Genomic DNA, 13,685 nt, shown 5'->3' on the forward strand with positions numbered 1-13,685 from the left:
TGCCGGGGCTGCTGCGCGCCCTCGTCGGCCCCGGGCCGCCGCCGGACCGGACGCGGTGCTGCTGGCCCGCCGGCTGGCCGCCGCCGACCCTGCGGGCCGGACCCGGATCCTGGTGGACCTGGTCCGCGCCGAGATCACCGCCGTGCTCGGCCTCGACGGGACCGACCGGGTGGGCACCGACGCCGCGTTCAAGGACCTGGGCTTCGACTCGATGACCGCCGTCCGGCTGCGCGACCGCCTCTCCGCCGCCGTCGGGGTACGGCTGCCGGCCACCCTCGCCTTCGATTACCCGACCCCCGACGCGGTGGTCGGTCACCTGCTCACCGAACTGTTCGGGGCGGGCACCGACGAGCCGGCCGCCGCGCCGGCCGCGACCACCGACGAACCGGTCGCCGTGGTGGCGGTCGGCTGCCGCTACCCGGGTGGGGTGACCTCCGCCGAGGACCTGTGGCGGCTGGTGGCCGACGAGAGCGACGTGCTGGGGCCGTTCCCCACCGACCGGGGCTGGGACCTGGGCAACCTCTTCGACGCCGACCCGGACAGCGCCGGCCGCAGCTATGCCGCCGAGGGCGGCTTCCTGTACGACGCCGACCTCTTCGACGCCGCCCACTTCGGCATCAGCCCTCGCGAGGCGGTGGCCACCGACCCGCAGCAGCGGCTGCTGCTGGAGTGCGCCTGGGAGGCGTTCGAACGGGCCGGCATCGACCCCACCTCGGTCAAGGGCAGCCGGACCGGCGTGTTCGCCGGGGTGATGTTCTCCGACTACGGCACCCGGGTGGGCGACCGGGTGCCCGACGGGGTCGAGGGCTACCTCGGCAACGGCAGCGCCGGCAGCGTCGCCTCCGGCCGGATCGCCTACAGCTTCGGCCTGGAGGGACCGGCGATCACCGTCGACACCGCCTGCTCGTCGTCGCTGGTGGCGCTGCACCTGGCCGCCGCGTCGCTGCGCGCGGGGGAGTGCACCCTCGCCCTGGCCGGCGGGGTCACCGTGATGTCCACCCCGGCGCCGTTCGTGGAGTTCAGCCGGCAGCGGGCGCTCTCCCCGGGCGGCCGGTGCCGGGCCTTCTCCGCCACCGCCGACGGCACCGCCTTCGCCGAGGGCGCCGGACTGGTCCTGCTGGAACGGCTGAGCGACGCCCGCCGCAACGGCCACCCGGTGCTGGCGGTGATCCGGGGCAGCGCGGTCAACTCCGACGGGGCCAGCAACGGGCTGACCGCGCCGAGCGGCCCCGCGCAGCAGCGGGTGATCCGCCAGGCGCTGGCCGCGGCGGGGCTCACCGCCGCCGACGTGGACGCGGTGGAGGCGCACGGCACCGGCACCACCCTCGGCGACCCGATCGAGGCCCAGGCCCTGCTGGCCACGTACGGCCGGGACCGGGACGCCACCCTGCCGCTCTGGCTCGGCTCGCTGAAGTCCAACATCGGCCACACCCAGGCCGCCGCCGGTGTCGGCGGAGTGATCAAGATGGTGATGGCGCTGCGGCACGGCCTGCTGCCACGCACGTTGCACGTCACCGAGCCCACCGGGCACGTCGACTGGTCCGCGGGCGCGGTCCGGCTGCTGACCGGGGCGCGTCCCTGGCCGGAGACCGGCCGGCCGCGCCGGGCCGGGGTGTCCTCGTTCGGGGTCAGCGGCACCAACGCCCACCTCGTCCTCGAACAGGCGCCGCCGGAGACCGACCCGCCGCCCGCGCCGCCCGCCGCCGACCCGACCGCCGTGCCGTGGCTGCTGTCGGCGAAGAGCGAGCCCGCGTTGCACGCCCAACTCGACCGGCTGGCCGGCGCGGCCACCGGACTCGACCCGGTGGACGTGGCGTACTCGCTGGCCACCGGGCGGGCCCGGCTGCCGCACCGGGCCGCCGTGGTGGGCGGCGACTTCGCCCGCGTCCGCACCGGCCGGGTCCGCGACGGGCGGCTCGCGGTGCTCTTCACCGGGCAGGGCGCGCAGCGTCCCGGCATGGGCGACGCGCTGGCCGCCGCCCACCCGGCCTTCGCCGAGGCGTACGACGAGGTCTGCGCCGCCCTCGACCGGCACCTGGACCGGCCGCTGCGCGAGGTGGTCCGGGACGAGCCGGACCTGCTGGACCGGACCGGCTGGACCCAGGCGGCGCTCTTCGCGTTCGAGGTGGCGCTGTTCCGGCTGCTCGCCTCCTGGGGGCTGCACCCGGACGCGGTCGGCGGGCACTCGGTCGGCGAACTCACCGCCGCCCACGTGGCGGGGGTGCTCAGCCTGGAGCACGCGGCGGAACTGGTGGCCGCCCGGGGGCGGCTCATGCAGGCCCTGCCCGACGACGGGGCGATGGTGTCGGTCCGGGCCGGTGAGGACGAGATCCGCGCGCTGCTCACCGACGACGTCGACATCGCCGCGGTGAACGGCCCGGAGGCGGTGGTGATCGCCGGTGACCGGGACGCCGTGCTGCGTCTCGCCGACCAGGTCGGACGGTCCGGCCGGCGGACCCGCCCGCTGCGCGTCTCGCACGCCTTCCACTCGGGCCTGATGGACCCGATGCTGGAGGACTTCCGCAAGGTCGCCGAGCGGGTCACCTTCGCCCCGCCGCGCATCCCGCTGGTGTCCAACCTGACCGGTGGCTTCGTCCGGCCCGAGGAGGTGTGCGGCGCCGACCACTGGGTGCGGCACGTCCGGCGGACGGTCCGGTTCGCCGACGGGGTGCGGGCCCTGTACGACGACGGTGTCCGGGTGTTCCTGGAGCTCGGCCCCGACGGCGTGCTGACCGCGCTGGCCCGGGACTGCCTGGCCGACGCCGACCCCGACGAGGTGGCGTTCGTCGCCGCCCAGCGGCGTGACCTGACCGAGCCGCGCGCCCTGGCCACCGCGCTGGGCGAGCTGTTCACCAGCGGCGTCGAGCTGGACTGGGCCGCCGTCTGCGCCGGCCCGGGTGCCCGCCGGGTCGACCTGCCGACGTACGCCTTCCAGCGCAAGCCGTACTGGCTGCGGGCCCGCGCCGGGGCCGACGACCCGGCGGCGCTCGGCCAGCGTCCGGTGGGGCACGCCCTGCTCGGCGCGGCCGTGCGTCCCGCCGACACCGACGGGCTGCTGCTCACCGGCCGGCTCTGCCGGCAGGCCCAGCCGTGGCTCGCCGACCACGCCATGAGCGGCACCGTGCTCTTCCCCGGCACCGGCTTCGTGGAACTGGCCGTCCGGGCCGGCGACGAGGTGGGCGCCACCGTCCTCGACGAACTGCTGGTCGAGGCGCCGCTGCTGCTGCCCGAGGGGGCGGCCGTCCGGATCCAGGTGCGGGTGGACGGGCCGGACGCCGCCGGCCGCCGTCCGGTCACCGTGCACTCCTGCCCCGAGGACGCCGGGGCGGAGGCGGACAGCGCGTGGACCCGGCACGCCAGCGGCCTGCTCGCCGCCGCGCCGACCGACCCGTCCGCCCCGGCCCCGGCTCCCGACCCGCTGACCGCCTGGCCACCGCCCGGCGTCGAGGCGGTGCCGCTCGACGGCGTCTACGACCGGCTGGCCGCCGGCGGGCACGGCTACGGCCCGGCGTTCCAGGGCTGCGCGCGCTGTGGCGGGGCGACGGGGAACTCTTCGCCGAGGTGGTCCTGCCCGGGACGGCGGAGGGCTTCGGCCTGCACCCGGCCCTGCTCGACGCCGCCCTGCACGCCGACATCGTGGCCGGGGAGCCCGACGCCGGTCCCCGGCTGCCGTTCGCCTGGCACGACGTACGGCTGCACGCCACCGGTGCGACCACGCTGCGGGTGCGGCTGCGGCCGCTCGGCGACGGCGCGGTGACCCTGCACGCCACCGACGCGGGTGGCGCGCCGGTGGTCACCGTGGGCGTGCTGCGTACCCGACCGGCCGCGTCGACGCCGGGCGGCGGCGTGCCGGCGGCGCTCCGCGACGCGCTGTTCCACCTCGACTGGCCGGCCGTGCCGGTGCCGCCGGCGACCACGACCGGCGCTGGGCGGTCGACGGGACCGCCGTCGCCGACCTGCCCGGCTGGCCCGGTCCGCGCGGCGACGACCCGCCGCCCGGGTTCGTCCTGCTGCCCTGCGGACCCGGGGTGACCGGGTCGGTCCCGTCGGCCGGCGCGGTGCACGCCGCGACGAGCCGCCGTGCTGGACCGGGTGCAGCGCTGGCTGGCCGACGGGCGCACCGGCGACGCAAGGCTGGTGGTCGCCACCCGCGGCGCGGTCCGGGTCCGACCCGACGCCGACGTACCCGACCTGACCCACGCCGCGGTGTGGGGGCTGGTCCGGTCCGCCCAGACCGAGAACCCGGGCCGGATCGTCCTGGTCGACCTCGACCCGGCCGCCGGTCCGGTCGCGGACCGGGCGGTGCGGCGCACCGTGGCCGCCGCCGTCGCCGCCGGCCACGAGCAGCTCGCCCTGCGCGCCGACACGGTACGGGTGCGCCGGTCGGCTGGCCCGCGCGGCCGGCGTGGTGTCCGGCCGGCCCGCCCCGCCGTTGGACCCGGACGGGGTGGTGCTGGTCACCGGCGGCCTCGGCCAGCTGGGCCGGATCTTCGCCCGGCACCTGGTGGACCGGGGTGCCCGCCGGCTGCTGCTGCTCGGCCGGCGGGGACCGGACGCCCCGGCGCGGCGGCTGGTGGCCGAGCTCGCCGAGGCGGGCGCCGGGTCGACGTCGCCGCCTGCGACACGGCCGACCGGGACGCCCTCGCCGCGCTCCTCGCCGGCCTGGACCGCCGCCGCTGACCGCGGTGGTGCACGCCGCCGGGCTGCTCGACGACGGGGTGATCGGGTCGCTGACCCCGGACCGGGTCGACCGGGTGCTGCGCCCGAAGGTCGACGCGGCGCTGCACCTGCACGAGCTGACCCGCGACACCGAACTGGCCGACTTCGTGGTGTTCTCCTCCGTCGCCGGCGTGCTGGGCGGCCCCGGCCAGGGCAACTACGCCGCCGGGAACGCGTTCCTCGACGCGCTGATGTGGCACCGGCACGCGCGGGGCCTGCCCGGTCGCGCGCTGGCCTGGGGCCTGTGGTCCGGGCCGGACGACGACGGCATGGCCGCCGCACTCTCCGCCGCCGACCGGGCCCGGATGGCCCGCGACGGCATGCGCGCGCTCAGCCCCGAGCAGGGACGGCGCTCTTCGACGCGGCGCGGGAACTGGACGAGGCGGTGCTGGTCGCGGCGGCGTTCGACCCGACCGCCCTGCCGGCCGAACCGGAGGCGGTGCCCGCTGCTGCGCGGCCTGCTGCGCCGGCCGACCCGTCGCACCGCCGCCACCGGTGCCACCGGTGCCACCGGTGCCGCCAGCGTGCCGGACCTGCGGCAGCGGTTGGCCGGGCGGCCCGGAGCGGAGCAGGAGGAGATCCTGGTTCGACCTGGTGTGCCGGGAGGTCGGCACGGTGCTGGGCGCGGAACCGGGCAGCGTCACCGCCGACCAGTTGCTCAGCGACGCCGGCTTCGACTCGCTGACCGCGGTGGAGCTGCGCAACCGCCTCGGTGCCGCGACCGCGCTGCGGCTGTCGCCCACGCTGGTCTTCGACCAGCCCACCCCGCGCCGGATCGTCGGCACCTGCGCGCGGCGCTCGCCGCCGACGGGCCGGCGCTCGGCGAGACCGCGACCACCGTGGGCGAGGTGGACCCGACCGAGACGGTCGGCGCGCTGTTCCGGGACGCCTGCCTCGCCGGCCGTACCGGGGCCGGTTTCGCGTTCCTGCGGGGCGCTGCCCGGCTGCGGCCGACGTCCGGCGCGGTCGCCGACCTCGCCCGTGGTCTCACCCCGGTACGACTCAGCTCCGGCGAGGACACCCCGCTGGTCTGTCTCAGCTCGTACGTGGCCCGGGGCGGGGTGCACGAGTACGTGCGTCTCGCCGCCGAGTTCCGGGGCGAACGGACGGTGTGGGCGCTGCCCAATCCCGGGTTCGCCCCGACCGACCCACTGCCGGCGGACCGGTCGACCGTCGTCGACGTGCAGTCCGCGCTGGTCGCCGCGTGCGTCGGCGACGGACCGTACGTCCTGGTCGGCGCCTCGTCCGGCGGGGTGCTCGCATACGACGTGGCGGCCCGGCAGGCGGCGGCGGGCCATCCCCCGGCGGCGCTGGTGCTGATCGACACCTACCCACCGACCGCGGTGGAGTCGCCGCTCAACCCGTTCCGCGACGCCCTGGTCGGCGGCATGTACGCCCGCGAGGACGCGCTGGCCCGGATGGACTTCCCCCGGCTGACCGCGATGACCTGGTACTTCGAGCTGTTCGAGGGGTGGGAGGCCGGCCCGCCGCCGGTGCCCACGCTGCTGGTGCGGGCCGCGTCGCCGCTGCCCTCGGTCGCGGCCGGCACGGACTGGCGCACCTCCTGGCCGGACGCCGCCGCCATGGTCGACGTGCCGGGGGACCACTTCACCATGCTGGAGACGCACGCCGACACCACCGCTCAGGCGGTACGGGGGTGGGTCGGGGCGCGCCCCGCCCGGTGACACCGGCGGGGCGGGCGGTCGGGGGAAACGGACCGCCCGCCCCGCCGGGCCGGTGACTCAGCCGACGGTCAGAGCGCGACCCCGTGCTCGAAGACGGCGGCGACAGCCTGCGGCAGCGCCGCCGGGGAATCCACGAACACGGCCGGGAACGGGTACCGCAGCGCGTTCATGACCGGGGACGGGCCCACCACCAGGGCGAGCTGCGCGCCGTGCCGCTTCATCTCCCGGCTCACGTGCACCACGCTGATGGGCTTTACCACGTTGTCCACGAACATCTCGCGGATCTCGCCGGCGGTGCGCAGGGTCCGCTGCTCCAGGCAGGAGCAGACCGGCAGGACCGGGTCGCTGAAGGTGAGCGCGTCGATGTGCGCGCGGCTCTGCTCCCGGGCCGCCTCCCGCAACGGACTGTGCACCGCGAGGTCGGCCCCCTCGGTGACGGTGACCATGCCGTCCGGCTGCTCGGCGGCGTACTTCTCCAGCGCGTCCCGGTAGCCGCTGAGCATCACGATCCGGATCCGGCCGCCCGCGTCGGTGCCGAAATCGGCGCTGACGTTGATCCCGTCGCAGCCGGCGACCTCGGCCTCCGGGTCGGCGTCCGGCGGCAGGTACGCCGAGGCGATGCCCTCGGCCCGGTCGGCGTCGTCCCGCTCCGGGCGGTGCTCGCCCCGGGCCAGCAGCTCCATCAGCTCCCGCCGGCCGATCGCACCGGCGACGCAGGCGGCCACCAGGCCGCCCAGGCTCAGCCCGCCGACGAGTGCCGGTCGCAGCCCCTTCTCGACGAGGACGTCCTGGATGCCGAGCTGCGCCGCGGCCAACCCGATCGACGCCACCCGGATCTGCTCCGACTGGTCGACGTGCTCGCCGTCCTGCCGCAGCAGGAGGTCCACGTCGATCCCGGTCCAGCCGGCGGCCTGGGCGAAGGACTCCCGCACCAGGGGGTACGCGGCATGGAAGTCGAGCACCCCGCCCGGCTCGTACCGGAACAGGTTCGTGCCGAACACGGACGCGAGGGCCACGACGCCACCTCAACTGGGAACGGATTTCGCTGTCCCGACCAGGCTAGGTACGACAGTCGAGGGACTCTCCCAGACTTCACGTCCCCCGGCCGCCGGATCCGCCGGCCGGCCCGGTGGGCCGGTTCGCTGCTGCCGGCGACGTGGCGCAGGCGTTGGTAGTGTCCCGCTCATGCCGATCGGTTACCTCGTGACGGTGGCGTTCGTCGCCTGGCTCACGTTCTTCGCGGTCGCCGGGCCGCGCCGCCCGTGGCCGGTCGGCCGGATGAGCTTCTACTTCGGACTGGCCGTCAACGAGCTGCCGTTCCTGGCGATCTACTGGTTGCTCGCGGCGACCGTGTTCACGTTCGTCGAGGGCGACGTCGACCCGCCGGGCGGCTACGCGGTGGTCGCGCTGGCCGGGCTGGTGACGACCGGGCTGGTGGTCGTCGCCGTTCGGGGCGCGCGCGCCGCGCGGACCGTCCGCGACGCGTTGGTCGACGGCCTCGGCGCAGGCTGGCGGGACACCGTGGGCGCCCCCGCCCTGCGCGGGCTGCGCCGGCACCGCCCGATCGTCCGGATCCTCCTGGCGCCGTTCGCGGTACGTCGACACGACGTGCAGCGGATCGCCGACCTGCGCTACGGCGACGCCGGCACCCGCAACCTGCTCGACGTCTACCGCCACCGGTCCCGGCCGGCCGACGGTCCGATCCTGATCCACCTGCACCGGGGCGGGTTCGTCAGCGGCCGGAAGAACCGGGAGGCACGCGCCCTGATCTACCGGCTGGCCAGCCGGGGATGGCTCTGCGTCAGCGCCAACTACCGCCTCCGTCCCGAGGTCGGGTTCCCGGACCACCTGGTGGACGCCAAGAAGGTGATCGCCTGGGCCCGCGCGCACGCCCACGAGTACGGCGGTGACCCGGATACCATCGTCGTCGCGGGCAGCTCCGCCGGCGCCCACCTCGCCGCGACGGCCGCGCTCACCCCGAACGACCCTGCCTTCCAGCCCGGCTTCGCCGACGCCGACACGTCGGTCGCCGCCGCGGTCTGCCTCTACGGCTACTACGGTCCGCTGGCCGCCGACCAGCGACTGCCCTCGGCGCCCGGGGCGTACGTCGGACCGGCCGCCCCACCGTTCTTCGTCGCCCACGGCGACCGGGACACCGTCGTGCTCGTCGAGGGGGTGCGCGAGTTCGTCGCCCGGCTGCGCGACCGCTCCGCGAACCCGGTGGTCTACGCCGAGCTGCCTGGCGCGCAGCACGCGTTCGACCTGTTCCACTCCCTGCGCTTCGACGCCGTCGTGGACGGGGTCGAAGCCTTCACCGCCTGGGTGCTGGCGTCCCGGGCCGGGCACCGCGAGAGCACCCACGAAGGGCAGGGCGACCGGACCGGGAAGGTCGGTCCGGTCGCCCGCACCGGTCACACGTCGCGCAGGAAGTCGTCGTAGTTCCGGTAGTAGTCGGCCTCGTCGTAGTGCTGGGACGCCAGCACCAGGCAGACGCCGTCGGCGGAGAAGCCGACCAGATCCCGCCAGACCATCGGCCCGACGTACAGCCCCGTCCCCGGGTCGTCCAGACGGTATTCGGCTTGCCGGAAGCCGTCGTCGAGGCGGACGGTGAAGCTGCCGTGGGCGGCGATCATCAGCTGCTCCAGCGCTCGGTGCGCGTGCCCGCCCCGCTCGGTGCCGCTACGCATGCCGTGCAGGTAGTACACCCGCCGGATCGGGAACCCGACGGTCGTCTCGCCCTCGACGACCGAGAGTTTTCCCCGGTCGTCGGCGTGCTGCTCGATGTCGATGAGTCGACAGGGTTTCGTCCTGCCGACCGCCGTCCCGGTGATGCTCGCCGCCATCGCCACCTCTCTCGTCAATGGTCCGTCCCACCCGTCCCGTGCAGGGCCGGGGACGTCTCGCCCGCCGTCACTCGCGGGCCACTCCTGTGGCGTCCGCGTGCCGCGCCACCACGGCGGGCGCGTGCCGCACCGCGGTACGGACGATTTCGCTGATCACCGCGACGTCGTCGGCGTCCACCTGCGGCCCGGTGGGCAGGGCGAGCAGCCGCCCGCAGAGCGACTCGGCGTGCGGCAGGGGCCGGGTGTCCGGGCCGAGGTACGGCTGCATCAGGTGCAGCGGCTGCGCGAAGTACGGCCGCGCCCCGACGTTCTCGGCCCGCAGGACGTCGAGCAGGACGTCCCGGTGCAGGCCGCTCTCCTGCGCCGTGACGGTGACCATCAGGTAGTGGTGGTTGTTGCGGTTCGCGCCGTCGAACTCCAGCACGCGCACGCCGGGGATCCCGGCGAGGGCCCGGCGGTACTCCTGGTAGGTGGCCCGGTTGCGGGCGACCAGCTCGTCGAGCGTCTCCAGCGAGGTCAGGCCCATCGCAGCCGACGCCTCGCTCAGCTTGCCGTTGGTGCCGACGAGGTGCACCGCGCCGTCCGCGCCGAAGCCGAAGTTGCGGGCGGCCTGCAGTCGGGCGGCCAGGGCGTCGTCGTCGGTGACCACCGCGCCGCCCTCGAAGCTGTGCACGATCTTCGTGGCGTGGAAGCTGAACACCTCGGCGTCACCGAGCCCACCGACCGGCGTGTCACCGGATGAGCAGCCCACCGCGGGCGCGGCGTCGAAGTACAGCCGTATCCCGTTACTCTCGGCGATCTTGCCGAGCCGGGTCGCGTCGCAGACCTGACCCCACAGGTGCACCCCGATGATCGCCCGGGTACGCGGCGTGATCAGCCGTTCCACGTGGTCCGGGTCGATCAGGCCGGTGACCGGGTCGACCTCGCAGAACACCGGGGTGAGACCGCGCCAGGACACCGCGTGGGCGGTGGCGGCGAAGGTCAACGCGGGAACGATGACCTCGTCGCCGGGACGGCCGCCGGTGGCGGAGTCGCCGATCAGCAGTTGCAGGCCGACGGTGGCGTTGCACACCGAGACGCAGTGCCGGACCCCGGCCAGTTCGGCCACCCGCGCCTCGAATTCGTACATCAGCGGGCCCATGTTGGACAGCCACTCGCGGTCCAGGGCCTGGTTCATCCGGCTCAGGAACCGCTCTCGGTCGACCGGATTGGGCCGCCCGACGACCCGACCCGCCGCGAAGGCGGGCGCAGCGCCGAACAGGGCAAGGTGCTCTATGCCATTCTTCATGCGAACGCTCTTTCTGCACGAGCGGGTATCTCACGTGAGCTCGTCAGCGAAGTCGGCGCGGCGCGCGGTGTTGCGGGCCCTGCGACGCACCGCCGCGTGGTCAGATCCGGCGTCGGTAGGCCCGGATCGCCAGCGGCGCGAACACCAGGGTGAGGCCGAGCGCCCACCCGAGTGTCCAGTACACGGAGTTGCCGACCCGACCCCCGGACATCAGCGCCCGCATCGCGCTGGCCTCGTGGGAGATGGGGTTGACGTCGGCCCATGCCGCGAGCCAGCCGGGCATGGTGTCGGTCTTGACGAAGACGTTGCTGCCGAACGTGAGCGGGAAGAGCAGCACGCTGCTGAACAGGTGCACCGTGGTGGCGGACTTGGCGAGCAGACCGATCAGCATCGACATCCAGGCCAGCCCCATCCCGAAGGCGCCGGCGAGGGCGAGCGCGGCGAGCGTCCGCAGCGGTCCGGTACGGATCTCGAAGCCCTGGAGCACTCCGCAGGTCAGCAGCATGACCAGGCCGCCGAAGAAGCGCACCAGGTCACCGACCAGGTGACCCACCAGCGGGGCGGAACGCGCGATCGGCAGGCTGCGCAACCGGTCGAACACCCCGTTCGTGATGTCCTGGTTGAGGCCGGCGCCGCTGCTGAGCACCGTCAGGACGGCGGACTGCGCGATCAGTCCCGGCAGCGCGTACTGCAGGTAGGTGTGCGAGTCGCCGGAGATCGCGCCCCCGAAGACGTACACCAGCAGCACGATCACCATCACCGGCTGCACCACGGCGAAACCGATGATCTCCACCGGGTTGGACCGCAGGTGCGTCAGGTTGCGCCAGGCCAGGGTCAGGCAGTTGCGGACCACCATTACCGGCCCGAGCGGGTGCCGTACCGGCGCCTCCGCGATCGCGCTCATGCCGCCGCACCTTCCGTCGAGTCGTGGACCGGCCGGGAGTCGTCCGGGTCCGGGGAGTCATCTGCCGGGCGGCGGTGACCGCCCGTCAGGGAGAGGAACACCTCGTCGAGGCTCGGCTGGCGCAGGGCCAACGAGGCCAGGCCGATGCCCGCCTCGTCCAGCCGGCGCAGCACGGCCGCCGGTAGTCCGGTGTCGTTGACCTGGAGGACCAGCCGGTCGCCCTCGCGGACCGGTCGGGCACCGGCGAGTTCCTCGACGATCGCCGAGGAACGATCCAGTGCCGTCGCGTCGGCGGGCACGATCTCCAGGGTCTGCTGGTCGATCTTCGACTTGAGCTCGGCGGAGGTGCCGGAGGCGATGGCCATCCCCTTGTCGATGACCACGATGTCGTCCGCGAGCCGGTCCACCTCGTCGAGGTACTGCGTGGTGAGCAGCACCGTCGACCCGGTGGCGACGAGGTCGCGCACGATGTCCCAGAGCTGGAAGCGGCTCTGCGGGTCCAGCCCGGTGGTCGGCTCGTCGAGAAAGAGGACCGCGGGGTCGCCGACCAGACTGACCGCCAGGTCCAGCCGGCGGCGCATGCCACCGGAGTACGTGCTCGCCTTACGCCCACCGGCGTCGGCCAGGTCGAACCGGTCGAGCAGGTCCGCCGCCTTGCGCCGGGCCTTGGCCCGGGACATCCCCAGCAGGCAGCCCACCATGACCAGGTTCTGGCTGCCGGTGAGTTCGGCGTCCACCGAGGCGTACTGGCCGGTGAGGCCGATGATGCGGCGCACCTCGTGCGGGTACCGCACCACGTCGTAGCCGCCGACCTGTGCGGTGCCCGAGTCCGGCCTGATCAGCGAGGCGAGGATGCGTACCGCCGTGGTCTTCCCGGCGCCGTTCGGGCCGAGCACCCCGAGCACGGTGCCGGGGCTCGCCCGCAGGTCCAGCCCGTCCAGCGCGGTGACCTTGCCGTAGCGCTTGACCAGGCCCTCGGTCTCGAACGCGTACTTCATCAGTGAACCCCTTCGACGCCATGGCCGGACCGCGCCCAGGCGGCGTCCGGTCGTTCCCGCAACCAGCCCTCGACCACCTCGGCGGCCCGGGCCGGGCCACCGGCGGCCAGCATGGCCTCGCGCATCCGGGCCACCCGGTCGCGGATCCGCGGATCGGTGGCGACCTCCTCCACGGTCGCCCGCAGTCGTTCCGCGCCGAACTCCGCGCGCGACAGCACCCGGCCGAGCCCGAGTTCGACGACGCGCGCGCCGTTCAACGTCTGCTCCGGCGTGTGCGGGACGATCACCAGCGGCCGGCCGAAGAAGAGCGCCTCCAGCACGCTGCCCATGCCGCCGTGGCACACGACGACCGCCGCGTGCGGCAGCACGGCGCGGAACGGCAGCCACTCGTGCACCTCGAGGTGCGCCAGGTCGGAGCCGGTGGCCGGTAGGTTCCCCGGCCCGACCGTCAGCACCACGTGCCAGCGCCCGTCCGCGAACGCGGTGCCGCAGGTACGGAAGAACTCCGGCCGGTCGTTCACCTCGGTGCCCAGCGTGATCAGTGCCACCGGTCCGGTGCCGGCCGGGCGGACCCACGAGCCGGTGCCCGGCTGGTCGGTGGCGAAGCTGTGACCGACGAACGTGTACCGGCTGTCGAACGTCTCGCCACGCGGCTGGAACTCGCGGGGCAGCAGTGCCAGGTTCCGTCGGTCGAAGTTGGCCAGCAGCGGCCAGACCTCGTCCGGCTCCCGGCCCTCGGCGGCGAGCTGCGCGGCCACCAGGTCGATGCACTGCTGTACGTGCTCACCGGCACCGTCGAAGACCGCCAGCGCCAGCGAGAAGTGTTCGTTGGTGGCCACGTACGGAAAGAGCTGTCCGGTCGGGCGGCCCCAGCGGCGGGCGGCCGTCCGGGCGGTGAAGAAGCTCTCCAGGTCGTAGAGGACCAGGTCCGGCACGTCGGTCTCGAACGCGGCCAGGGCACGTGGCAGGATCACCGCGATCGACTCGCGCAGAAAGGCCAGGCCCAGCGCGCCGATGTCCTCACCGGACACCGCGCCGTGCCCGCCGCCGTCCCGCCGCCAGGGGTAGTCGACCACCCGCGCGCCCACCGCCGTCACCGACGCGGTGTGCTGCTCCTCCACCACGTACGTCACCCGATGGCCCGCCGCGACCAGGTGCCGGCTCAGCTCCAGGGTCGGGTTCACGTGCCCGAAGCCGGGGAACATGAAGATCGCGACGTGGCTCATCGTGGCGACTCCCCTATCTGCT

8 protein-coding genes and 5 pseudogenes are annotated in these 13,685 nt (G+C 74.7%); 7 read left to right on the plus strand and 6 right to left on the minus strand.

The genetic code is table 11. The annotated features are described in order from the left end of the window. Positions 1–169: 169 nt before the first annotated feature. The 6 genes and pseudogenes from MRQ36_RS24805 to MRQ36_RS34570 all read left to right on the plus strand — a co-directional run. A pseudogene (locus MRQ36_RS24805) lies at positions 170–3,247 on the plus strand (beta-ketoacyl synthase N-terminal-like domain-containing protein); the annotation flags it as partial. 314 nt (positions 3,248–3,561) lie between these two features. Beyond that, positions 3,562–4,032: a polyketide synthase dehydratase domain-containing protein gene (locus MRQ36_RS34550; protein WP_374250702.1), complete on the plus strand. Its 471-nt coding sequence runs from the start codon at positions 3,562–3,564 to the stop codon at positions 4,030–4,032. A 48-nt stretch (positions 4,033–4,080) separates the two neighbouring features. Beyond that, positions 4,081–4,356: pseudogene (locus tag MRQ36_RS34555) on the plus strand (hypothetical protein); the annotation flags it as partial. 362 nt (positions 4,357–4,718) lie between these two features. Continuing rightward, positions 4,719–4,910, plus strand: a pseudogene (locus tag MRQ36_RS34560) (ketoreductase domain-containing protein); the annotation flags it as partial. Between the two features lie 424 nt (positions 4,911–5,334). Next, a pseudogene (locus MRQ36_RS34565) lies at positions 5,335–5,442 on the plus strand (acyl carrier protein); the annotation flags it as partial. A gap of 338 nt (positions 5,443–5,780) precedes the next feature. After that, positions 5,781–6,404: pseudogene (locus MRQ36_RS34570) on the plus strand (alpha/beta fold hydrolase); the annotation flags it as partial. A 68-nt stretch (positions 6,405–6,472) separates the two neighbouring features. Here the strand turns inward: MRQ36_RS34570 and MRQ36_RS24820 are convergent. After that, the gene (locus MRQ36_RS24820) at positions 6,473–7,420 is read right to left on the minus strand and encodes an acyltransferase domain-containing protein (RefSeq protein WP_242799172.1); all 948 of its coding nucleotides are present in this window, start codon (positions 7,418–7,420) and stop codon (positions 6,473–6,475) included. Positions 7,421–7,589: 169 nt separating this feature from the next. Between MRQ36_RS24820 and MRQ36_RS24825 the strand changes: the two genes are divergently transcribed. Further along, a complete protein-coding gene (locus tag MRQ36_RS24825; protein WP_242799173.1) occupies positions 7,590–8,843 on the plus strand; it encodes an alpha/beta hydrolase in 1,254 nt (417 codons plus the stop codon). Here the strand turns inward: MRQ36_RS24825 and MRQ36_RS24830 are convergent. From MRQ36_RS24830 to MRQ36_RS24850, 5 genes are all read right to left on the minus strand, one after another. Next, a complete protein-coding gene (locus MRQ36_RS24830; protein WP_242799174.1) occupies positions 8,816–9,247 on the minus strand; it encodes an FdtA/QdtA family cupin domain-containing protein in 432 nt (143 codons plus the stop codon). The two genes, MRQ36_RS24825 and MRQ36_RS24830, sit on opposite strands and share 28 nt — an antisense overlap. Positions 9,248–9,314: 67 nt before the next feature. Next, positions 9,315–10,535 carry an aminotransferase class I/II-fold pyridoxal phosphate-dependent enzyme gene (locus tag MRQ36_RS24835; RefSeq protein ID WP_242799175.1) on the minus strand — a complete coding sequence of 407 codons (1,221 nt, stop codon included), beginning with the start codon at positions 10,533–10,535 and terminating at the stop codon, positions 9,315–9,317. A gap of 100 nt (positions 10,536–10,635) precedes the next feature. Further along, entirely contained in the window at positions 10,636–11,439 is an 804-nt protein-coding gene (locus MRQ36_RS24840; protein WP_242799176.1) for an ABC transporter permease, read from the minus strand. Then, positions 11,436–12,437 (minus strand): ATP-binding cassette domain-containing protein, encoded by a 1,002-nt coding sequence (locus MRQ36_RS24845; RefSeq protein WP_242799177.1) that lies wholly within the window; start codon positions 12,435–12,437, stop codon positions 11,436–11,438. Before MRQ36_RS24845 ends, MRQ36_RS24840 begins: the two co-directional genes overlap by 4 nt. Continuing rightward, complete coding sequence (locus tag MRQ36_RS24850) at positions 12,437–13,663, minus strand: macrolide family glycosyltransferase (protein WP_242799178.1); 1,227 nt, start codon at positions 13,661–13,663, stop codon at positions 12,437–12,439. Before MRQ36_RS24850 ends, MRQ36_RS24845 begins: the two co-directional genes overlap by 1 nt. Positions 13,664–13,685 lie beyond the last annotated feature (22 nt).

The sequence above is a fragment of the Micromonospora sp. R77 genome (genome assembly GCF_022747945.1).
GTDB lineage: Bacteria > Actinomycetota > Actinomycetes > Mycobacteriales > Micromonosporaceae > Micromonospora.

What these genes read in the sequence shown, in the direction of transcription:
- MRQ36_RS24830 (WP_242799174.1), bottom strand. Translation starts at nt 9,247, where the DNA reads ATGGCGGCGAGCATCACCGGGACGGCGGTCGGCAGGACGAAACCCTGT.
- MRQ36_RS24825 (WP_242799173.1), top strand. Translation starts at nt 7,590, where the DNA reads ATGCCGATCGGTTACCTCGTGACGGTGGCGTTCGTCGCCTGGCTCACG.
- MRQ36_RS24835 (WP_242799175.1), bottom strand. Translation starts at nt 10,535, where the DNA reads ATGAAGAATGGCATAGAGCACCTTGCCCTGTTCGGCGCTGCGCCCGCC.
- MRQ36_RS24845 (WP_242799177.1), bottom strand. Translation starts at nt 12,437, where the DNA reads ATGAAGTACGCGTTCGAGACCGAGGGCCTGGTCAAGCGCTACGGCAAG.
- MRQ36_RS24850 (WP_242799178.1), bottom strand. Translation starts at nt 13,663, where the DNA reads ATGAGCCACGTCGCGATCTTCATGTTCCCCGGCTTCGGGCACGTGAAC.
- MRQ36_RS24840 (WP_242799176.1), bottom strand. Translation starts at nt 11,439, where the DNA reads ATGAGCGCGATCGCGGAGGCGCCGGTACGGCACCCGCTCGGGCCGGTA.